19 protein-coding genes and 2 pseudogenes are annotated in these 21,633 nt (G+C 51.5%); 8 read left to right on the forward strand and 13 right to left on the reverse strand.

The features are described from left to right. The 4 genes and pseudogenes from G9C99_RS00190 to G9C99_RS00205 all read right to left on the reverse strand — a co-directional run. A pseudogene (locus G9C99_RS00190) lies at positions 1 to 4,588 on the reverse strand (calcium-binding protein); the annotation flags it as partial. A gap of 667 nt (positions 4,589 to 5,255) precedes the next feature. Continuing rightward, positions 5,256 to 5,510, reverse strand: a complete 255-nt coding sequence (locus G9C99_RS00195; RefSeq protein WP_166415452.1) for a hypothetical protein — start codon at positions 5,508 to 5,510, stop codon at positions 5,256 to 5,258. A 137-nt stretch (positions 5,511 to 5,647) separates the two neighbouring features. Next, positions 5,648 to 6,580, reverse strand: a complete 933-nt coding sequence (locus G9C99_RS00200; RefSeq protein ID WP_166415453.1) for a hypothetical protein — start codon at positions 6,578 to 6,580, stop codon at positions 5,648 to 5,650. Between the two features lie 1,352 nt (positions 6,581 to 7,932). Next, complete coding sequence (locus tag G9C99_RS00205; protein ID WP_166415454.1) at positions 7,933 to 8,952, reverse strand: hypothetical protein; 1,020 nt, start codon at positions 8,950 to 8,952, stop codon at positions 7,933 to 7,935. A 630-nt stretch (positions 8,953 to 9,582) separates the two neighbouring features. Between G9C99_RS00205 and G9C99_RS00210 the strand changes: the two genes are divergently transcribed. Both G9C99_RS00210 and G9C99_RS00215 read left to right on the forward strand, forming a co-directional pair. Then, positions 9,583 to 9,891, forward strand: a complete 309-nt coding sequence (locus G9C99_RS00210; RefSeq protein WP_205859800.1) for a hypothetical protein — start codon at positions 9,583 to 9,585, stop codon at positions 9,889 to 9,891. An 8-nt stretch (positions 9,892 to 9,899) separates the two neighbouring features. Then, positions 9,900 to 11,243 (forward strand): MFS transporter, encoded by a 1,344-nt coding sequence (locus G9C99_RS00215; protein ID WP_231703930.1) that lies wholly within the window; start codon positions 9,900 to 9,902, stop codon positions 11,241 to 11,243. 74 nt (positions 11,244 to 11,317) lie between these two features. Here G9C99_RS00215 and G9C99_RS00220 read toward each other — a convergent pair whose 3' ends face one another. The 6 genes from G9C99_RS00220 to G9C99_RS00245 all read right to left on the reverse strand — a co-directional run bounded on the left by G9C99_RS00220 (position 11,318) and on the right by G9C99_RS00245 (position 14,116). Beyond that, positions 11,318 to 11,794, reverse strand: a complete 477-nt coding sequence (locus tag G9C99_RS00220) for a GNAT family N-acetyltransferase (RefSeq protein ID WP_231703931.1) — start codon at positions 11,792 to 11,794, stop codon at positions 11,318 to 11,320. Between the two features lie 63 nt (positions 11,795 to 11,857). Then, positions 11,858 to 12,370 (reverse strand): gamma carbonic anhydrase family protein, encoded by a 513-nt coding sequence (locus G9C99_RS00225; RefSeq protein WP_166415456.1) that lies wholly within the window; start codon positions 12,368 to 12,370, stop codon positions 11,858 to 11,860. A gap of 86 nt (positions 12,371 to 12,456) precedes the next feature. Beyond that, a complete protein-coding gene (locus G9C99_RS00230) occupies positions 12,457 to 12,879 on the reverse strand; it encodes a GFA family protein (RefSeq protein ID WP_166415457.1) in 423 nt (140 codons plus the stop codon). An 84-nt stretch (positions 12,880 to 12,963) separates the two neighbouring features. After that, positions 12,964 to 13,377, reverse strand: coding sequence for an SRPBCC family protein (locus G9C99_RS00235; RefSeq protein ID WP_166415458.1), 414 nt, complete (start codon positions 13,375 to 13,377; stop codon positions 12,964 to 12,966). After that, the gene (locus G9C99_RS00240; protein ID WP_166415459.1) at positions 13,374 to 13,694 is read right to left on the reverse strand and encodes an ArsR/SmtB family transcription factor; all 321 of its coding nucleotides are present in this window, start codon (positions 13,692 to 13,694) and stop codon (positions 13,374 to 13,376) included. The genes G9C99_RS00235 and G9C99_RS00240 overlap by 4 nt, the downstream gene beginning before the upstream one ends. Continuing rightward, positions 13,691 to 14,116 (reverse strand): cupin domain-containing protein, encoded by a 426-nt coding sequence (locus tag G9C99_RS00245; RefSeq protein WP_166415460.1) that lies wholly within the window; start codon positions 14,114 to 14,116, stop codon positions 13,691 to 13,693. Before G9C99_RS00245 ends, G9C99_RS00240 begins: the two co-directional genes overlap by 4 nt. Before the next feature lie 200 nt (positions 14,117 to 14,316). Between G9C99_RS00245 and G9C99_RS00250 the strand changes: the two genes are divergently transcribed. Further along, a complete protein-coding gene (locus G9C99_RS00250; protein WP_166415461.1) occupies positions 14,317 to 14,937 on the forward strand; it encodes an exonuclease domain-containing protein in 621 nt (206 codons plus the stop codon). Positions 14,938 to 14,961: 24 nt separating this feature from the next. Here G9C99_RS00250 and G9C99_RS00255 read toward each other — a convergent pair whose 3' ends face one another. Further along, positions 14,962 to 15,318 (reverse strand): VOC family protein, encoded by a 357-nt coding sequence (locus G9C99_RS00255; protein WP_166415462.1) that lies wholly within the window; start codon positions 15,316 to 15,318, stop codon positions 14,962 to 14,964. A 152-nt stretch (positions 15,319 to 15,470) separates the two neighbouring features. Between G9C99_RS00255 and G9C99_RS00260 the strand changes: the two genes are divergently transcribed. Continuing rightward, positions 15,471 to 16,169: a helix-turn-helix transcriptional regulator gene (locus G9C99_RS00260; RefSeq protein WP_166415463.1), complete on the forward strand. Its 699-nt coding sequence runs from the start codon at positions 15,471 to 15,473 to the stop codon at positions 16,167 to 16,169. Between the two features lie 48 nt (positions 16,170 to 16,217). On the opposite strand, the gene G9C99_RS00265 is transcribed toward G9C99_RS00260, so the two are convergent. After that, positions 16,218 to 17,069, reverse strand: a complete 852-nt coding sequence (locus G9C99_RS00265; RefSeq protein WP_166415464.1) for a LysR family transcriptional regulator — start codon at positions 17,067 to 17,069, stop codon at positions 16,218 to 16,220. Between the two features lie 90 nt (positions 17,070 to 17,159). On the opposite strand from G9C99_RS00265, the gene G9C99_RS00270 reads away from it, so the two are divergent. Together G9C99_RS00270 and G9C99_RS00275 are read left to right on the forward strand one after the other, a co-directional pair. Continuing rightward, positions 17,160 to 18,146: an aldo/keto reductase gene (locus G9C99_RS00270; protein ID WP_205859802.1), complete on the forward strand. Its 987-nt coding sequence runs from the start codon at positions 17,160 to 17,162 to the stop codon at positions 18,144 to 18,146. A gap of 126 nt (positions 18,147 to 18,272) precedes the next feature. Further along, positions 18,273 to 18,419 (forward strand): hypothetical protein, encoded by a 147-nt coding sequence (locus tag G9C99_RS00275; protein WP_205859803.1) that lies wholly within the window; start codon positions 18,273 to 18,275, stop codon positions 18,417 to 18,419. Positions 18,420 to 18,897: 478 nt separating this feature from the next. Here G9C99_RS00275 and G9C99_RS18365 read toward each other — a convergent pair whose 3' ends face one another. Further along, positions 18,898 to 19,152: a hypothetical protein gene (locus tag G9C99_RS18365; RefSeq protein WP_231703932.1), complete on the reverse strand. Its 255-nt coding sequence runs from the start codon at positions 19,150 to 19,152 to the stop codon at positions 18,898 to 18,900. A 748-nt stretch (positions 19,153 to 19,900) separates the two neighbouring features. Here G9C99_RS18365 and G9C99_RS00285 point away from each other — a divergent pair. Both G9C99_RS00285 and G9C99_RS00290 read left to right on the forward strand, forming a co-directional pair. After that, positions 19,901 to 21,061, forward strand: a pseudogene (locus tag G9C99_RS00285) (IS30 family transposase). 273 nt (positions 21,062 to 21,334) lie between these two features. Continuing rightward, complete coding sequence (locus G9C99_RS00290) at positions 21,335 to 21,580, forward strand: hypothetical protein (RefSeq protein ID WP_205859804.1); 246 nt, start codon at positions 21,335 to 21,337, stop codon at positions 21,578 to 21,580. The last annotated feature ends 53 nt before the right edge of the window (positions 21,581 to 21,633 follow it).

The following is a 21,633-nucleotide window of genomic DNA, read 5'->3' on the forward strand; positions in this document are numbered from 1 at the left end:
AGCTGTCGTTTCCTGCGCCTCCCAGAAGATAATCAGAGCCTGCGCTACCAGTTAGCTGTCCACCCGCCGAGCCCGCCATTTGAATACTGTTCAATACAGTTCCATCAGCAAACTCGAACTCTTCGATGTATTGTCCCATTTGCGCGATTTCGTAGCGTCCACCGTCCCAGTTGATTTGCAATGCGACGCCCCAGCGGTTTGCGTAGTCGTGGGTCGTGAAGGTGACGTCGCTGAAGTTGAGGTCTTCAAAAACGATCCGGTCATTGGTGCCGGTCAGCAAGCTTTCCTCTTCAGTGCCCGTCCAAAGAAGGCCGCTGTTGGAATTGACGATGTAAGTGTCATTGCCATCGCCGCCGTTGAGATTGCTCCAAAGATTGGCATTACTGCTGTCGCCAGCTCCGGTGTTCAGGACATCATCGCCGTCACCGCCGTTCAGCGTATCAGCACCAGCCCCGCCAATCAGCGTATCGTCACCACCAGAGCCTGATAGAACATTGCCCCACGCGTTGCCGCGAAGGTAATCGTCAAACTCAGACCCAACAAGGTTGTCGATATCAACCAGATCAGCGAGTTCAGTCAGGGTGCTGCTGTCGTCGACGTTGGTATCGTAGCCCGTCCAAACTTCCATGCCATTGTAGAAGTCTAATGCAGCCCAAATCGCGTGTTCATATCCGGTAAAGTCCGCTGTGTCTGATCCCACGCCACCGTTCAGCGTGTCTTGGCCTTCGGTGTAAAACAAGAAGTCATCACCATCGCCGCCGGAGAGACTGTCATTACCAACACCGCCGAGCAGGTAATCGTCGCTATCGCCACCGTTCAGAGTGTCATTGCCAATGCCGCCCACAAGACGATCATTACCCGCGCCGCCAGACAACAGATCCGCTGCATGACCTGCGACCTCAGCCACGTTATCAGGATTACCCAAAAGACCACTTTCAAAGAGACCTAGAGCTTCGCTCTCGGTTCCGGGCGCGGTGACGGTTGGATAAAAAGCGTGGAACCCTGCGGCCTCTGTTCCTGCAACGCCAAAGTTTGCGTCGGTTGGTGTCACCAAAATCTCAATGGTATGGGTGCCAACAGCTAGGGTTACGCTCCCAGTTTGTGATCCACTGACCTCTGTGCCTGCGGTGCCAATATAGTTGCCGCCAATGTAAATAGCGGCCCCAGACGCAAGCCCTGTGTCAAAGCTGTAGGTGCCTGCCTCTGTAACAACAACGGTGCCGATCATGCGTACAGCGTAGCGTTCCCCATCACCGCCAAAGTAGCCGTCGATGCCACTGAGGTTTCCGGCGCCAGTATAACCGTAGCCTTCGGCCGTGCCGCCAGAGATTGTACCGGGGGTGAGCATATCAGTGCCAGACGCATCAGCGGCGCCGTCAAGATATTCAAAGAATAGCGTGCCGGTGTTGTCAACGCCGCTATCGCCGATCAAAACATCATTGCCCGCGCCACCGCTGATTGTGTCAGTGCCTTCGCCGCCAAGCAAAACGTTATTGGCGGAATTGCCAACAATCGTATCCGCTAAACTGGTCGCATTGATGTTTTCAATACTGCTGATGGTATCCCCTTCGGCGTCACCACCGGATAGGGTGTTGGTTGCAAGGTTCACCGTGATCGCAGCACTTGACGCTGTGAAAACCGCGCTATCAATGCCGTCACCGCCTGAAAGTACATCTGCCCCAGCGCCGCCAATAAGCAGATCGTTGCCATCACCGGCATCAAGCGTGTCATCACCTTCGCCGCCCTGTAAAGCGTCATTACCAGTGCCTGCAATCAGGTTATCATTGCCGTCACCGCCAAACAAACGGTCTGCGCCAGCACCCCCAGTAAGGTGATCGTTGTCATCCCCACCATAGAGTTCATCATCACCGTGGCTGGCTGTCAGCGTATCCGCACCCGCGCCGCCAAACAGACTATCATTGCCGTAGCCACCGGACAGGTTGTCGTTGCCATCTCCACCGTTGAGGATGTCATTGCCGTCGCCACCGATAAGTGTATCAACCCCATCGCCACCATCAAGATAGTCGCGTCCAGACCCACCGTTTAGCGTGTCAGAACCTTCCCCTCCATAAAGAAGGTCTTCGCCATCTTCGCCTGAAAGATTATCATTACCTTCGCGTCCAGCGATGTAATCTCCGCCAGTGCCTGCTGTGATAACATCATTACCTTCGCCGCCATCTAACGTGTCAGAGCCGCTGCTTCCGGTGATGCTGTCATTGCCCGTGCCACCATTGATATTGTCGTCGCCCGTACCACCGTTGAGTGTGTCATCCCCAGCTTGGCCGTTAATTTGGTCATTACCACTTCCGCCAAAGAAGGTTTCTGCGCCCTGGGCATAATAAGCAACGCGCGTCACCTGATCGCCGGAACCAGTTTCATGCGAATATTGATAAGATCCAACAAAGATGTCATCACCGATTCCGCCATCCCATGTTGTGAAGCTCCATTGGTTCGTCACAGTGGTTGAAGCCAGCGTTCTGATAAACGTATCTGTGCTGTCTTCTGTTGCGCTGATCCCAGCAAGGGATTGCGTAGAGGAATCGCCAGTGAACACAATGTTTTCAACATGCAGAAGGTCGAGATATTGATCGCCGTTGGAAGCAATGTATTGGCCTATACCTCTAGTGACATTGCCATATACCGTTATATGTTCACCGTCATCATTAGTTCGAGACCCAGTTTGTTCCCAAGTGGTCGTAACACCACTCCGAATATCCCAATCGGCTGCTGTTCCGCTCAGATAAACGGTGTCATCGCCCAATCCGCCTTGGACGATCTCATAGCCATCATCGCCTGAGATATAAAACGCGTCGTCGCCATCGCCGCCATAAAGCTCATCATCGCTGGCCCCATCGTAAAAGATGTCATTGCCATCGCCACCCCGGAGTTCATCATCGCCAGATCCGCCATTCAGCGTATCATTGCCGTCACCACCGGTTAGATTGTCGTCGTCATCGCCACCACTGAGCGTATCGTCGCCATCACCACCGTCGAGCACATCATCACCGCTACCACCTGACAGCGTGTCATTGCCCGCATCACCCAGCAAATAATCGCCTTGGGCATTGCCATTCAGCGCGTCATCGCCAGTCCCGCCAGAGATAAAGTCGCTGCCAGTTCCGCCAGTCAACAGGTCGTTGTCAGACCCGCCAAGCAGGCTATCGTCGCCGCGCCCGCCCGTTAAGGTATCGGCACCCGCATCGCCGGACAGAACATCATTGGCGTCACCGCCAGTGATTTGGTCGTTGCCTGCACCACCGTAAATCGAAACCGCCTCTGTGCTACTCGCAGCGGTAAAGCTATCATTGCCACCGCCGCCTTGGGCCGCTTCAAATCCTGTTGCGGTCAAATTTAGCGATACTGCGTCATCTGAGGATACAATCGCCATATCAACGCCAGATCCACCAAGCACCGAAGTATCATCGGCATCAAAGAAAATCAGATCATTGCCTGCGCCGCCGTCGATAACATCAGCCCCAAGATCGCCCGAAAGTGTATCGTCAGATGCGCCACCTCGGATGGTATCGTTTCCGTCGGCCCCGGAAATTTGTACAGAATTTGTTGCAGCGCTCGCGTCAATATCATTGTCGCGCCAATCTCCAACCGCTCCGTCCAACGAATTGGTGGCGAGATTCAGATGCCCGGATGTAAAATAAGAGGTGTCGCCATAACGCAGGGTTTGCCCGCTTTCGAATTCAATGGCATAGCCGTAATCGGTTTCAACACGCCGCCAGCCTAAGGCCGAATAGGACAGAGCCATATCGCCAACACCGCCGGTAACGGTTTCGCCATCCATCACAAAGCTTGCCAACCCAAACAACGTATTGCCAAACACCGTCACATCATCGGTATCGTCGCCAAATGTCCCGCCGTCGTCATAGGTGAGGTTGATTGAGGTGATCCCCCAATGCGACAATGTCCGCAGCTCCCCATCATCGGTTTCGCCGTCTTGATCAAGGTCTTGCCAAATCCGCAGCTCATCCCAAACATCATCCTGATCGTTCAGAACGCCATCGCCATTGCTGTCAAACGCACGCCCCAACCCCTGAAGGTCAGAATCCCCTTCGTTCCCCCACATCGAAAACGCAACTTCACGTGTTTGGTCAATAACGCCATCCCCGTCGCCACGAGTGCCGTCAGAGTTCAAATCAAGCACAAGAAAGCCGTCATCCGCAGCCGCCCAAGTTGTCTGCTCAAGATACCCATCTTCGTCCCAATCAAAAAACACGTCCGCGCCGTAATTGATCTCAACACCATCACCATCAAGATCAAAAACCAATGGTTGGATGCCAGTATAATTTGGATTTGCCGGAAGGCTTGGGTTTGGAGTGCCCGTTCCCGCACCTCCGCCCCAATTTCCGGGTGATGGAAAGGATCCCGTCGAAATTGGTTGCCCGCCACCATTTGACCCAACACCACCCCCTACATTTGATCCGCCAACCGGTGAGCCACCAATAGATCCCCCCCCCGCTTGACGACCCACTAGATGAGTCATTATCCCACGGATCGTTGTCACCTCCAGTGTTGCCACTGGGCGAAGCGCCATTGGTTGTCGGGTTACCCCATTGATCTTGTCCACGAGGGTCATTGACGAGATCCTCTTCGACCTGCTGCCTCCGGCGCTCGACTGCTTCTTCCCAATCAAATATCGTAGATGTTTCTGCATCTATGGTGTTTAGGGCACGTAGTTGTTCAACCGTTAACACATCAATTGACCGAATGCCTGTAGGGGTTAAGTCAAAAGCAAAACCAGCATGTCCCTCAACGTTTGTCGAGGTGGTTGCCGGGCTGAAATGCCCATCTCCCGTAAATCCTATGTGCGTTCCTTCTTCATCATCTATAGTCACCCCGACCGAACCTTCTGCACTAAGCCCAAAAGCGCCCCAAGGGGTTTCATAATGGGCTCCTCTAATGTAGCCTAATCCTATAGATAGGCTTTCTAAATTAACGCCAACACCCGGTTCATAACTGACCTCGACATCGATCTTGACACCGGCTGCCACAGAAATACTTCCCTCAAACACTCCTGTATCAGGTGTATATCCGACTTCAGCACCTACGCCTACGCCTAGTGGGTTCCCACCTCTAATGCTGAAATTGTCTACGTCGAATCCGGTAGTTAGTGTAGTGTTGCTATAGTCAGAGTTGCCACCCAGTGTTGTAATTCCACTTGTGATAGATATACCAACATGGTTATTCCCAAATCTAATGTTATCTCCGGTTCCTTGTGAACCACCCATAGATCCTGTCATGAATCACCTATCTTTTTTATTTTGTTTTAAACGTTTGTAACCGCTAGAAATTGAATATCCGCTCCACCCGGCCAGCGAGAGCAAGAATATAGCTCCGGTATTTGCAACGATAACACCGTGATTTGGCCAAATTTGGAATGCGCCCACAATAATTAGAAATCCACCTAAGTACATGGTTGGTATCAATAAAAAGGTACTGACAGGTTTACGTTCAAATCTATTTCTTAAATAAAAAAAGCTACGCTTTAGCCGATCCATGCTTACCTCATATATATTTTTACCCACCGGAACGCGGTTAAAACTCTTGTAGACTCTGTTCACGAATTGTACGCAAATGTCAAATTACAACTTTAACAATATGCATATGACGCTCGCATACCAATCTGCTCCCATTCTCAGTAAGCGAAAATAGCCTCCAGCGTCACATCTGAACGCTCAAGAATGTAATCTTCCGGCTTGGGTAGATCTTTGCCATAGACATAGGGAAACAAGAATGTTTGCTCCCGAAGCGTTCCGTCTTCGCCCTTCATCATTCCGACCATATAGCCATCGTCGGAAACCCGCCAACCTTCGGTCGCGGCCAGCTCCATCAAAGATATATATTGCCCGTCGGACCGAATGATCTGCGTTCCAAAACGTATTTTACCCGGCTTAGGGTCCGTCCAAGTCCCATCTGACCTTTGCTGGGTGGCGGAGGCGTGGATCACCATGTCGCCCATTGAGCCAACCTCACAACAAGTGGCCGCGCGCAGCATCGTCCCATCGGTGCGCAAAATATCCATGATCGGAACATGATGGCCTTTGAATTTGCCATCAGCACAGTAATACGCATGACCCGGGGTGACACCCGTGTTCCAGAAATCCAACACATGCGTCGCCATATTAGTCATTGTGCGCGTTACAGGCTTAGGCGCGAGCCTGCCTTTGTCGTCATAAGCGACAACCAGGTCACCAACCTTTATCTCGGAAATTGGTTTCTCCCAGACCTTCGAGAGCACAAGCCGCTCGTCGTATGTGCCGTCAGCGCGTGGTTTGATCGATGGATCAAGAGGCCACATCTGTATCGGCGTATCGGATTTGAAGCAGTGAACGCTGACACTTGGCACATTCGGGTGGTATCCGAATCTTTCAGTGTATTCCCATCCGGGAGCAGGTAGTTCAAAAATATCGTCAACTATTGGATTGATCTGGCCGTACCCGTATGCGTCCGCGCTGGCGATAATTTGGTCATGCATAAGCCGAGCGAATGCGTTGCTGTTGTGTATGAATAGATCGTTAACACCTCGCATATCATCCAGAACACCAGAGAAAACGCTGTTCGGCATCATGGCGCTGCCCTGCATAAGGACACCGACTCCTAGTCCAGCTCCAATGCTTGGCGGAAGTTCGTATTCCCCTCCTCTGGTCCAAGAGTCGATTGCAGCTGAGAATGCTTCGTCCAGTAGTTGTTGGGCTTGTGCTTGGCTCAAATCCGTAGCAAATGACTGTGGATTGTCATTTACTACGCGATCTGCCGCTGATCCAAAAGTAACATCGAAAGAGCCAAAAATTGATTCAAAATCGGCTGTAAGCTCGACAGAAGCGCCCCGTGCGCCGCTCGGGTCATATATTGCAATAGGAGTGTGTGTGAAGCCTGATCTAATACCACCAGCTTCTACTTCGTCCTCTTCTACTCGAATGCCCTATCCAGTCATTTTAAAATCCTATCCATTATAATATGAAACCCCAGTAGCCGTTGTTTTGAGACGTCCCCAAAAGTTGATCTCCGCGGAATATCCAGAGATATCGGTAAGTATGATGAAATCTCAAAAAGCCAAAAACGTAAACATATTCTAGCCGACTTGATCTGAGGAGAGAGCAGTAAGATTCATCGCAGTTGTCCAATAACTCGATAGGCGCACCGGGAAATGTCGGAAGCGGAGAAATAGCAGGGGTTCCTGAGATCACTCGAAATCGGTCGTAGCTATATTCGTATAGCGTATAATCGAATCCGAGTTTTTCCAGCTCTCCCACGATGGCCTGAGTATCTTCCCCAATAGGAAATTGAGCATCTAGCGTTGATAGATAATGGTCAGGTTTGCTCTTGTTCCAAGAGACAAAGAGAAAAGCGGATGTAGAAATGGCAATTAAGAGGATTGACATCTGCTTCAGCGTTGCGTGAATTTTTGTCAATTCGTTAGCTTTCGGATTAAAAACACGCTGTAGCCCTATGTTGGTACATATCTGAAACGGTCTTTTTCGTTTTGTGAAATTTGCGTAGGAATATTGAAAGACTAAGATGTTACAGAATCTTAAACCTAATCGTTCGGTGTTTTGGTATGTTATTCTATAAGGCCAACCGTTAACTTGAAACACCGATAAAACCACCCTTCCACAAATCTCAACCTCAGATCAGACATTGCGACCTGTGCCGTTTTACCTGTATCAGGTGGGCCCCACTGCCACGCTCAGAAAGCGCGAGCATCCCAAAGAAGTAGGTGAATTTTGTAACGGCAGAATTCGTTTTTTCAAAATTGAAACCTTATATGGCTTTTCGAGATGTTAACCAAAATCATTGATATCCGTCAGGTTCAATTTAAGGGTGAGTGATCGAGAGCTTTAGCCGCTTAAACTCCTATGGAAAAGCTGATCGCGCTTTGGATGATTTCGCTGCATTACACGGGATGATTGTAGGCGGCGATCACGTATCGATAGGTGAAAAGAATTTGGAAGCCCACCTTGACGATTTGTCAGGTTGCGAATGCATTTTGTGCTTTAGTGTAATCAACTCTCGGGCACCGATGGTGTTCAAGTTATCAGGGTTGACGTCTAGCTTTGTGGTTTGAATGTCGCTGAAGAACTCTCCTGCATCGCCCAAATCATCAATGATGGATTGAGCGGACACAACTCTTGCAAGCGAAACCGCATCAAAGAACGCAGGCACTGCGACTTGTGTGACGAAGCGTGTCGTTTCTTCCTCAGACACTGCTTCGGCAGAGTACCCCTCGCCATTTGTGGCGTCTTGTAAATTGGGGTGAGCTGACAGCGTCGGCATATCTATGACGTGGCCCAGTAACTGGAACATGCGGGTTGCGGCTTTGGGATGTGTTGCACCATGGGGGTAATTTGAACTGTCGGCGCGCTCAATCAACATCATCATGGCTGAGATGGCGGCGATGCGTGCGCGCAGGGAAAGCCATTCATCTGGGGAGTATGCGTCGAGCAGCATTTCCGTGGCATCGTGATCGGCCTGCATTTCAAATATCAAGCCAGACGCTGCACTCGCTGAGGGATGGGTTTCGGAATGCTCCGCTGTCCGTTTGACCAACCCATGCTCTTTGTTGGAGCCTGTCATGGACAGGTTTGGCTCGTGCTGATTGTCGAAGTGCCCCATCTGGAAATGATGCAGTTCATGCAGCATGAGCCAGACGAGGCCGATGTGTGTCATGGCTCTAGCGTCCGTGCCAATGGCTTGCCCAAAACTTGCAACGAAGCCTTCATCATTAAATGCGGAAGTCCAGAGTTTCGCCGTGCCGTCAGCCGTTCCCGTGCTCACCCGAATGCGGAATATGTCGCCGTCCATTTCCGCCATGGCCCAGAACTCAGGATCATCAACGACATCAAGAATGGGCGCGATGGGGAATGCCTCTCCCATCGTTTCAGTGTATTGCGCCAGCGCCGTATCAAGGGCGCGTTTCAATTGTTGCTTCACATCAGACATGCCGGATTTGTCGCAGAGATGCACCCGATCTGCCACCCTGCAAATGAGGTCAATGATCCCAAAGGGGCCGGTTAAGAGTTACCGCAAGATGGAGGTGGTAGTACCACCTCACTTGACAAGGGGGCTGCTGCGCTCCCCCGTTGTATCCCCCAAAGCTGATGGCTGAAATCGGTATTGAACCCATCCCAGCCATGCAAACATATCGTTGTTTGATTACTCGTTAGGGAGATTCCATCTCTCCCCAACACCCCATAGGTCAACCGTCCGCCGATTGAATGCCGCCAGCGTGATCGACGCTGAACCCGACCAAAGGGACTGCCGCATCCCCTTGAAACCCGCTCGCAGGGCTTGGAGAGTTGCCTCTCCACCTGCACCGAACCATGCACAATCCTTTGGTGATTGATCGCCAATCGGGGGAGATTGTCTTCTCCCCCAATGCCCCCATGACGGCTAGGGCTGTCGCCCTCAAGCGGATCAAAGGGTGGGGTCTCGCCATGCTCGCTTCACGATGTTGCAGCTCCGCGTGACTGCGATCCTGCTGCGCACCTTTGATCCTTGAACACCCGCTCCTCGGCGGAAGCCAGACGGTTGCAGGCGCAACCCGTCAGAACAAAGAAGAGGAGTAAGACAATGCCGCAACTACATGCACAACCATACGATATTTCCGCCAATGGTTTCTACTTTGAGAGCCTTGAAGAATATGCAGCCAAAGCCGCGAACAATAAAGATGATTACGGCGATCCCGTCGAAGAATATGAACTTCAGTTCATTGATGGCGATCATATCGACTGTGATCTGGCCAAAGCATGGGGGATCAATCAGACCAATATCGGGCCGTATTTCGATGCCTGCGAAAGCTGGGACGATCACGACAAAACGGTATTCATCATTGCCGTTACCCTAGGCTCATTTCCATCACTTTGGCTGCTGCGATGTTGACCGCATCAATGAGTATCAGCATCACATCTGTCTTGCTCCCAACGCTCACCCAAAGCTTCTCAGCGACCGTGCCAGAGGTGCAATGGGTGGTTTTCACGTATCTCATGGCGGTGACCATTGCCGTTGTCTCGGCAGGGCGGCTCGGAGATCTCTTTGGGCATCGATACGTAATGATCTCGGGTCTTACTCTCTTTGCCAGCGCCTCAATTCTTTGCGCTTGCGCCCCGAACCTGACGGTTTTGATTGTCGGGCGCGGACTTCAAGGTATTGGCGGCGCTATTTTGGTTGCACTGCCGATGTCCATCACACGCAATTTAGTGCCCGCTGAACGGCTCGGGGCAGCTATGGGGGTGTTGGGCACGACCTCTGCCGCCGGAACTGCACTTGGCCCGTCGATTGGTGGGCTGATCCTGACGTTCGGGGATTGGCGGATGGCGTTTTGGCTGCTTGCCATTTTTGCATGTGTCACCTTGCTTCTGACGCTTGCAGCCATCACACCAACATCTGTTCAGCGCAAAGCAACATTACAGGAACTGGATCTGCCGGGAAGCGTTACTCTGATCATTGCTCTGGCAGCGTACGCATTCGCAACGAATGGCCAGCACACGGACAATGGCTTATCGCCCTATATATTATTGGCGGGATCTCTGTTCGCGTTTTCTATTTTTTTTATTGCTGAGAGTCGCACGTCTCATCCATTGGTCCCAATCACATTTTTACGAGATAAAAGCGTGGGTTTGGGAGTCGCGATGAATTTTTCCATCAGCGCCATAATGATGTCCACCCTGGTCATTGGCCCATTCTTTCTGGCATTCTCATTGGAGTTAAGTGAGACACATATCGGGTTGGTTCTGGCTGTCGGACCGGCAATCGCAGCACTGTCTGGCATTCCAGCTGGACGCATTACTGACCGGATTGGCGCGTCACATGCGATGATGTTCAGTTTGGTACAGATGGTGCTTGCCCTGCTGTGTCTGGCTTTCTTGCCACTGTGGCTCGGCGTTGTTGGCTATATTATCGCTTTGATCGTCTTAACGCCGAGCTTTCAACTGTTCCTCGCGGCCAACAATACGGCGGTCCTGGCAGGTGCAACAAAAGACCAAAGTGGTCGCCTTTCGGGATTGCTGGGCCTGTCACGCAACGTTGGCCTGATGACTGGAAGTTCGGTTGCCTCGTCTTTGTTCGTTACAATGCTGGGATCAAAGAATATCTTAGATGCTGTAGATAAAGATATTGCCCATGCGTTTTCTATGACTTTCGCGGTCGCTGCTGGTTTAGCATTGCTCACACTGGGGTTATCGCTCATCAAGTGTTCTTCCAGATTATGTGTGTCCACCGAAACTCCGACATGACTGTGGCCGGCTGTGGTGTGACGATGCAGACCGATGTTGCGAATTTATGGGGTCGGTACCGCCATAACTCGACCTCAGCATCGTGTCTCTAAGCGGTACTTTCGGAATTCTGCTCCATCATATTCTATCTCGCCAACAAAACTTGCGCCAATCCTCTTGAGTGCGCCCAAATTCTTGCGCGATGGGGGAAGCAAAAAAGTTACGAAGGGGATACGCTTATCAGCAACGGCAAATTCAAATGCTTTTTTCGATATTTGTGCGCCTACGCCAAAAGTGTCCGACTTCAGGACCAAGCCATAGTCCCACTCGTCTCCTTCTTTTTGAAAACCACCCCAACCGACGTATGTATTGTTCACCAATATTGCCCAATGCCCTAATCCATCGCGGCTCCAGTACCCTTCTTTGGTTGCGACAAATTTAGCCACAGCGGCTTCATCCCACTCAAACGTTAGAAGGGGCATATGCTCTGCAACACGAGGATCGGACATATGAGCAATAATTTCGTTTGGTTTGATCTCGGGTAATCGAGTAAAGATAATCTCTTGTTTCAAATGGGCTTCCATTTACAAATATTGAAATGCCAGTGTATCGCTGGCAGCAAAGGGGCTCAGCACCTACGTTGCAAGCCTTTCAATGCCATTGGCATAATTGAGCGCATTCTGGTGATAAAACTGTGCGTTCATCAAATTCGCCGCAGAACTGTCGACAGTTTTTACAAGCCGTGCGGGGCTTCCGGCGATGATTGAATTTTCCGGAAACTCGGTGCCTTCGGTGACGATCGAATGCCCCGCGACAATCGAGTTGCTGCCGATTTTTGCGCCATCCATCACCGTGGCACCAATGCCAATCAGCACGCGATCCCCGATCTCGCAGCCGTGCAACACGGCGCGGTGGGTGATCGAGCAATCTTCGCCAACAATCGTGGGTGTGGAATATCCGACATGGATCATCGCATGATCTTGAATGTTGGTGCGCGCGCCGATGATGATCTCGTGCATTTCCGCGCGCGTGACCACGTATGGCCAAATGGACGCCCCGTTGCCGATGGTCACCTTTCCGTACAAAAGCGCGGTTTCGTGAATAAATGCCGGATCGTTTAGCGTAACGTCTTTGCCGATATGTTGCATGCGTGGGCTCCTATGATCCGAACGTTATCGGATCGCGCAAGGCACAAAAACACCCTGTGTGCGTTCCGTTTCGTCAATCAATCGGCTCAATTCGGTGGTTTCCAATCTGGTTGGGTGTCAAATGTCATGACGTTATCGCCCAAGCTGTCCCAGGCTTGTTTGTCACGCTCAAAGATGACCACTTCGACACGCAGCTTTGTTGCATCGTCCATTGCCCCAAGGGCAAGCGTGACGTGATCCGGCGTGTGGGTATTGCGCCCCAAGATCGGGCTTCCGCAGTCACCGCAAAAGCATTTTGTGACCTCGGAGCCCGTGCGTGATTGGTACTTAAATTCACCCATCGTGCCAGTGAATGTCAGACTGTCCGCCGCGAACATCGCACCGATGGCATGCCCTGTGCCGGATGTGCGGCGGCACTCATCGCAATGGCATTGGGCCACGACAACAGGCGGACCCGCCACGTTATATGTTATGGCCCCGCAAAGGCAGCGACCGGTGTAATTTGTCATGTGTGTTCCTTGTTGACCGACTCCGAAATCGCGATCAGAGCCGGTACAGTTCAACACAGCATCCCCCTGTGCGGCAAGGTCGGATTACCCTTCGTGCAACGACACCCGCATGCGCGCCATATGCTCTTCCCAGCCTTTATCAAGCGAAAGTAGGAGGCCAAATGCTTCGCCCCCTTGCGGCAGGCCTTCGTGGGTCAGGGACAGGCGCGTACCGCCGTCAACCTCTTCGATTTGCCACTTCACGGTGCTGGTGGCACCTCCCATTGGCGCAATGGTGAACGTGTATTCAAGGTGCGTGAACGGGTCAGCCTTTAACACGGTGCCCCACATCAGCTTGTTACCACTTTCCGCGCCGAACATCTCATAGTCGCCCTCGTTCAGCGGCGCGGTGGGTTTGTGAAACCAGATCGCCAGCTTGTCGGGGTCGGTCAGATAGGCCCAAACCTGTGCCGGAGTGGCTTTGAGGTAAATAGTTTTGTGCAATACAGTTTCGGTCATTGCATGTCCTTTTCAATTGAGGTTTTCAGATCGGCCAACTTGTCATCCCAGAAGGTGTCAAAGTAGCTGAGCCAATCGTTGATCCGTTTCATCCCGTCAGGATTCAGGGCGTTAACTTTGGTACGGCCAATGGCGCGCATCGAAATCAGCTCTCCGTCTTGCAGAATAGAGAGGTGTTTTTTGACGGCGGCGCGGGTCATTTGAAAATTTTCCGCGACCTCCGCGATGGTCATTTCATGTTGAGAAAGTAATCTCAGGATATCGCGACGGGTTGGATCCGCCAGCGCACGAAAGCTTCGTTGTGCGTGATCAGTCATTGCTGCATCGGCAAGAAATCAAAAGCCCCGTCCTGATAAAGATACGCCACGCAGGGTTCCGCCGACACACAAGCCGACACATGCGCCAAGCCACTGGGGATATGATAATACGACCCCGCGCCCATTCTTTGCGCGCCTTCGGGATCAGCACCTTGAGGGTAGTGGACCATCTCACCCTGCAGCATGACGCCGTACATATTGGCAGATTTCACATGCGGCGGGCTAACAATTCCAGCAGGCAGGCGCACCATCGCCTGATAAGTTTCTTCGAACCGGTTTCCCTGAAGTGCTGCGAAGGCAACCCCCTCAGGCGTGGTTTCCCAGGTGATGTCATCTGCACCAATCAGCTCGATATCAGCGGCCAATACCGGCGTCGCCGACAGGGCCACTATTAATGCCATTGAGAAGAACGCCTTTTTCATGTCAGCTCCTTAAATGATACCATTTGGTATCTCGATAATTAGATACCAAATGGTATTGTGTCAAGTGTTGTTACGAGTATCTCGCGTTGTCATCACGGTGTGGTTCTTCGTTGAATGCCACACTGGGTAGCAGCTCGACCTAGCCTAGGTGGTTGACTTTGCTGTGCAGGGTGAGACAATCCAGAATACTTAGCAAACGAATGGCGGGTCATTTGAACAGGCTTAAACATCTTAAAACGCCACCTTCCGGACCGTTTCGTTTTATTGCATTGGACGTAGAAACCGCAGGAAAATCACCCGGCAGCATCTGCCAGATCGGGCTTTGCTTTGTTTGTGACGCTGGCACGACGCAGACCTATTCTGTGCTGGTTGATCCTGAAGGGCCTTTTGAGGTTTTCAATTCTAATCTGCACGGGATCTCAGCCAAAACCGTTATGGGGGCCGGAACATTTCCAGCGGTGTATGGTGCCTTGTTTGAGCTTCTAAACACACACAACCTTGTTCAACACAGCACCTTTGATGAAAAGGCGATGACTTCCGCTTGTGCCCGGTATGGCTTGCCCATGATCACCTCGCACTGGACCAACAGCGTCACAATTGCCCGACAAGCCTGGCCCGAATTAAAAGGCAATGGCGGGCATGGGCTGGCCAATCTTAAAAAACATCTCGGTCTCGAGTTTCAGCACCATGATGCTGGTGAGGACGCCCGCGCTTCTGCTTCTGTAATCTTAAGGGCAGAAGAAGTGTTGGGGACGCCCCTGTCGCATCTTAAGACAAACCGTCAATTGGCCTTTCAATTCGAAAGCCACTCGGTGATATGACGGCATCTCGATTGCAAACGTCCGCTATTCAGAAAAGCAAAGTTTGTTTCCATCAAGATCACGAACATAAGCAGAGAATTTTGGCCCACGTTGGCCTGGGGCACCTTCGCACAAGCCACCAAGTTCAATGGCACGTGCGTGCAGCCGTTTGACTTCATCCGGGGTTCCGACTTCAAAGCCGACCATTGTGCCATTGCCATTGGTGGCTGGATTTGTGTCAAAGGGGATCGCCGTTGCAAAGGCAAAATCCTCTCCGAGCCAATATGTCATTCTGTCTGATGGCGAAGCGCATTGCAGGCCTGACTGCGCAAAAAGAGCGCTATAAAAAGCGTTTGCGGCATCCAAGTCGTTTGTGCCGACCACGCAGTAATTCATTCTCATCTTTGGTTCTTCCTTGAACATGTCTCAGGCCGTCAAGCGTGAGGTTGTGATTTAGATATGCATTCGTGCCCGTCCCGCATATTGATTAATATGACACTTTATGTCCTATTTGTTTCATGACACGATCAAATGTGAATGACAGGATAAGAAGGATGGAACTGCTGGCTGTGCAGCTGAAGCAGGACAGTCATTGCACGATCAAAGACCTTGCGGCACAACATGGGGTCAGCACGCGCACGATTGCGCGGGATCTGTCACTCATGCGCGACCAAGGTATGCAGATTGATGCTGATCGTGGACGCGGGGGAGGTGTACGTCTTGATCGAAACTGGGGCGTCGGCAGGTTAAATCTGGCTTACGGCGAAGCGGTTGATTTGCTCATTAGCATCGCCGTTGCGGAACAAATGAACTCCCCGATGTTTTTGGCAAACCTTGGATCTGTTCGACGGCAATTGGTGGCCTCTTTCTCTCCCGAGAAACGCAGCAGGGTGAAACAACTCCATGCACGCATTGTGGTCGGTGTTACCGCGTCAACTTACGTTCAGGCAGGCGCGAACACGCCACCCAAGCGAGTCGTGCAGGCCTTGCATCAGGCCTTTATTGCCCAAGAGACGTTGGAGATACGATACCAAAGAGAGGATGGCGAGATATCGAAGAGACCAGTCGAACCCCACTATCTTTTGCTAAAATATCCGATCTGGTACGTCGTTGCATTTGATCACCTGCGACAGAGCCCGAGGGTCTTTCGGTGTGATCGAATGCTCACTGCCAGAACGACCGGAATCCGCTTTCAATTACTGCCAAAGGAAGAATTCGGGTCGTCAGTGTTCGACGACGATTTCCCGATGTGATCATAGGCTGGCAAATCTCAATCAGGCTTTCTGCTGCTGGGTTGCTTGTCACGCGCTCAAACGCCCTTCAAACAACGCGCGGTTCTTTCTTATAACCCCGACCAGAGCGTCGATGGTGGTCCGAACTGCGCTAAATTCCCGGTCTTCGCCATGCACAACCAACCATTGATCATGGGTCAGTGCCGGGATGATATCACCCATTCGGATCAACCCCGGCTCGCTGTCCCCTATAAAGCAGGGCAAGACAACCTGACCCGCCCCCTGAATGGCCAGATCCAGCAAAGTTCTGGGGTGTGATACACGTACCGAGATATTGTCCGTCTGATGTGCTTGCACCCAATTTGCAGATGGCGTCCTAAGCGTCGAAGCAATCCAATTGCCGCTGTTTTCCCCAGCTTCAGTCGCATAAGGAGCAAAGGCCACACGCGTAGTTTTACGGGCAAACGCCGCAGGTTCATCCGGCTGCACATTCCGCAAGGCAATTGTGGCCTCGCGTCTGCCAATGTTCTTAACCGTCTCATCTGGGCAAAACGCCAAACGGATATCTGGTTGGGCGACCTCGGCAATGTGCTGCGTCAGAAAATGCGTCATCCAGGTTCCAGCTGAGATGTTTACCGGCAGTGCAGCAGAACGCCTCGAGATGCGGCGCTCAATCGCAAGGATCGACATTTCAGTAGCTTCCGTTTCCGCCAACAACTCCTGCCCAGCCTCGGTAAGCTCGTAACCACGTGGTTTGCGCAGGAACAACACCTCGCCAATTGTGCGTTCAAGTCGCGTCATATGACGCCCCAACGACGGTGGGCTCAGGCCTGATATTGTCGCGCCACCGGCCAACCCTCTGCCGCGTGCGACGGCCAGGAACAATTTCAGGTCCGCCCAATCCAAGTTCGTTTCGCTCATGAAATGACCCTTTCGATATCAACCCTAACCACAGACATCCGCCTTTGATTAAAGATATTTGAATACAACAGTTTTGGAAGGGATCGCCAGATGACATCACAACTTAAAACCGCACCACGCATCGGCATGGGATGTTGGGCCATTGGCGGCCCGTTCTGGAGCGGAAATATCCCTGTAGGATATTCAGGCGCTGATGACGCGGAATCCACCCGCACCGTTCAGGCAGCTTGGGCGAATGGTGTACGGGTCTTTGATACTTCGGCTGTCTATGGTGCCGGTCATTCTGAGACCTTACTTGGTGCGGCGCTAAAAAAACGCCCAGACGCGATCATCATTTCAAAGTTCGGCCATTCTTTTGATGCGGGAACAAAGCAAATGACTGGACCAAAACATGATCCGGCTTATGTGCGCTGGTCCATCGAACAGAGCCTGATCAGGCTGCAGAGGGACCATATCGACACCATGTTGCTCCACCTCAATGGCCTTCCAGTCGCACAAGCCCGGCCGGTATTTGACACCTTGGAAACGCTGCGATCCGAGGGGAAAATCCGCGCCTTTGGCTGGAGCACTGATTTCTGGGACCATCTGGATGCGATTGCACCAGCGGCGGGTTTTCATTCCGTCCAGCATTCGATGAACCTGCTTTTCGATGCGCCTTCACTGGGAAAAGTAGCGCGGCACCATCAATTGACCCAGCTTGTTCGATCTCCGTTAGGTATGGGCGTGTTAACCGGGAAATTCTCGGATGGGGCGACAGTTCCAAATGACGATGTGCGGAGCAACAGCCCGGATTGGCAGGGATATTTTCAGAATGGTCAGGCCTCAGCTGACTACGTCGCTCAGCTGAACGCCGTACGCGAGTTACTGACAACAGACGGCAAAACGCTGGCGCAGGGCGCATTAAGTTGGCTATTGGCAAAATCCGGCAACATTCTGCCCTTGCCCGGTGCCAAAACCGTTGCGCAAGCAGAGGAAAATGCAGGGGCGATAGTACATGGGCCGCTCCCAGACCGGATTATGCACGAAATCGAAAGCATATTGGATAGACCACAAGAGGGGGCAGCGCGCGCCAGGTAAATGTATAATTTTCGGAAGACACGGCCCAAATTTTGAAGACAAAGCTTCGCTTTGATTCCAGATTTGTCAACATTCTTGTTCTTCTCTCTGGCAGCACTGGCATTAACGGTTTCACCAAGTCCTGACATGCTGCTGATCATCTCTCGCAGTGTAACACAGCGATGCCTTGCTGGTATTGCGACATGGGCAGGTATTGCAACGGGTACATATGGCCACGCTTTGGCAGCAGCACTCGGACTGTCAGCTCGTATCACTCTGGATTTTCAAAAATGATCCCGCAGATATATTGTTGTTACTGCGTCACCTGCCTCAACATTTGTAGACTTACACAAATCTCATTTCGGCTGACGAAAGACGGTATTTTATCATATAAAATCAATAAAATACGAGAAACCACAAAGCCACTCTCGATCTATATCGACGGAGCCAAAACCACCTCTAAGATGTTGAAATAAATGAAAAAGAGCTCCCAAACGGGAGCGATTTTTTCCGTTTGGAGCACTGGGAATGGCACTCTGCATGATACTTTGTGGTACACGGGATAGATCTCATCCGTTAATTTGGCGCGATTTCCTAGTGTTGTGAATATTGGCGTTCGGGGTACGTTAGCATTGAAATGGCGTAGCTCTGATTCATTGCGCCGATTGATCCTCAGAGTCATTTACGTAAGGCGAGTTATCCACTCGGTGAATAAATGTAATCAAAGATGGCAACGAAAAAGGCACAACAGATAGTGGCCTTTATTGCAGTTTTATTGGGCTAAAATTTCTTCTGCAACAGCGGGTGGTAGGTGATCTATAATTCCATAGAAGAACATATCAATTTCCAATGCTAAACCCACTTCAAATTCGTTGAGCTCAGGACCGCTCCACCGATGTTGCTCAAGGTGGGCAAGAAACTCCCGACAGGTTTGAGCATCCCGTGGTTTTAGTGAAAATGTTTCAGCCGCGCGCAACCGATCGATGCGTTTGTGAACCTCGCACATAGCAGAGAATGCTTCCATCATGACTCGTATAAGGCGTGAGTCTGCCTGCCAGGTTCGGCCACCAAAAACCTCCTGGATGACTCGATTTCCGGCGCCAAGACAATCGTAACTCACGCATCCTGAAAACCCTTTTGGCTCCAGCTTATCGTGGATTGAGCACTTATGCCCCGATAGATTTCGGCATGGTTCGCCTGGGTTTTTATCAAATGCAAAATCCTTACCTTTGTCAAAAGTCAGAACGAGACAACAAAGTGCGGCACATTTTGAACAATCAGTCTGTAGGTGGTCAAATTCGGACATTTGGCTATCGGATCTCGATTAGATGTTCCAGTTGGCTGTTGAGGTTATCTGTGGACTGCATAGGAAGTGCAAGACCTTGATTATCAGTCCCTTAGTAGGGTGTAACAAATCTAGTTTGCTGTGCACATGCACGGCGCCGATAAAAACACCCAGATGATTGGGCAAGCGCCAGGGCTCTACAAAAATGTGAATACTCCTTGAAACGAAATTGTTGATATGGACCGATTTGATAAACGAACTGCCACACTCCTTCTGCACCAAAGGAAGTCCATCTCGCGGCGTTCGAGGTGAATTGTGAAAGCGTTAGGGAGCTTCTAAGGAACACCGGGTAATACATTGGACAATAGCTGCAACACTGGCTAGCCTCCGCAAAGAGCAGAAAGTGTACTTTGCAAAGTTGAGCGGACGGCTGCGGTTTCAACGGGTCGCCGCAACACTTTAATCTTTTGAGAAAGATGGAGTGTTTATTATGAAGTATCGCACACGGACGTTTTATACGGACAACCAGAAGTCCGAGATGTGGGATCGATGGCAACGCGGTGAGTCAATGAGTTCGATTGGGCGTCACTTCAATCGCGCGTCATTTTCGATCTTCCCTCATTTGGCGCGAACTGGTGGGATCCTGCCTCCAGATCGCATGCGATCACGATTTGCCTTGGGCCTCATTGAAAGGGAGGAGATTTCCCGTGGGCTTGTCGCAAAGCAGTCGTTCCGCTCAATCGCGCAAAACCTGAACCGGTCGCCTTCGACAATCAGCCGGGAGGTACGCAGAAATGGTGGCAGGCAAACCTATCGTGCCACCCATTCAGACCAGCGAGCTTGGGACTGCGCAACTCGGCCCAAGTTGTGTAAGCTCTCGTTCAACGATCCTTTGTGCCAGTTGATAGCGCGCAAGCTGCGTCGGAAATGGTCACCGCAGCAAATAGCAGGGTGGCTCAAACGTAAATATCCTGGTGAAGAGCAAAATCGCGTGTCACACGAAACGATATATCGCAGCCTTTATGTCCAAACCAGAGGGGTTCTAAAGAAGGAATTGCAAGAATGCTTGCGCAGTCGACGTGCGATCTGACGCTCCAGGCACGCCACTCAAAAGGGCCTTGAGTTACGCAAAATCAAAAATGCTGTTTCGATTAGCGAACGCCCAGCTGAGGTCGAGGATCGTGCCGTTCCGGGCCATTGGGAGGGCGATTTGATCGCGGGATCGAACAACAGCTACATCGCGACGCTGGTTGAGCGCCATTCCCGTTTTGTGATGCTGGCCAAAGTTGCGAACAAGGACACACGGAGCGTGACGACAGCCCTGATCAAACAAGCACGAAAACTTCCAAAGGAACTCTACAAGTCCCTGACTTGGGATCGCGGGTCAGAGATGTCAGGACATCGAAAGTTTACCATGGCCACGAATATCGATGTTTATTTTTGTGACCCGCAATCTCCGTGGCAACGTGGCAGCAACGAAAATACCAACCGCCTTCTCAGACAGTACTTTCCCAAAGGCACTGATATATCTGGATTTAGCCGAGCTCAGCTCAGCGCCGTCGCACGCCAGCTTAATGAGCGCCCAAGAAAGACCTTGCAATATCAAACGCCAGCAGAGAAATTTGAGGCCTGTGTTGCGGCGACCCGTTGAAACAGCAGCCCAAAGCGGTCATTTACCGTTTCAGACTACACTGCAATGCGGCGTCACTGAACCGGACTTTCGCGGCGAGTGCGAAAACGAACGTTAGTCGAGTTCAAAGCCTGTGGGACGAACGTACCTCGTTCGCCAATGTCGTTAAACTACGCGGCATCCTCGCCTATGCCACGATGTCTTTTATCAACTTATTCATTGGTGAAGAATTGGCAAAATATTCCAGTTTATGGTTCCTCGAGATTGGAGGTAGACTTCTATGACCAACGGCGCTTGCCCATTCGACACGGCGAAGAGTATTCTACCGGGGAGGTATTTTTCAAAAATGGCTTTTCGGTTCATGAAGCCCAACTTGTTCGTCGAAAAAGCGCCGTTCTAACCCGCGCTCTCGCCTCGCTCGTGCCTATCGCCCTGCCGTTGCCCGACGAGTTCGACGAGACACGGGCAAACACCCTCGAAAAATCGCGTGCTGACGAGCGTCTCGGTGTTTTGGGCATCATTGCACCTGCTGGCCGATAACGCACGTTACCATACCAAATTGCGAAGGCAATGAGGGGCAGTGACACCCTTTG

Source organism: Cochlodiniinecator piscidefendens, assembly GCF_011326755.1.
Taxonomy (GTDB): Bacteria; Pseudomonadota; Alphaproteobacteria; order Rhodobacterales; family Rhodobacteraceae; genus Cochlodiniinecator; species Cochlodiniinecator piscidefendens.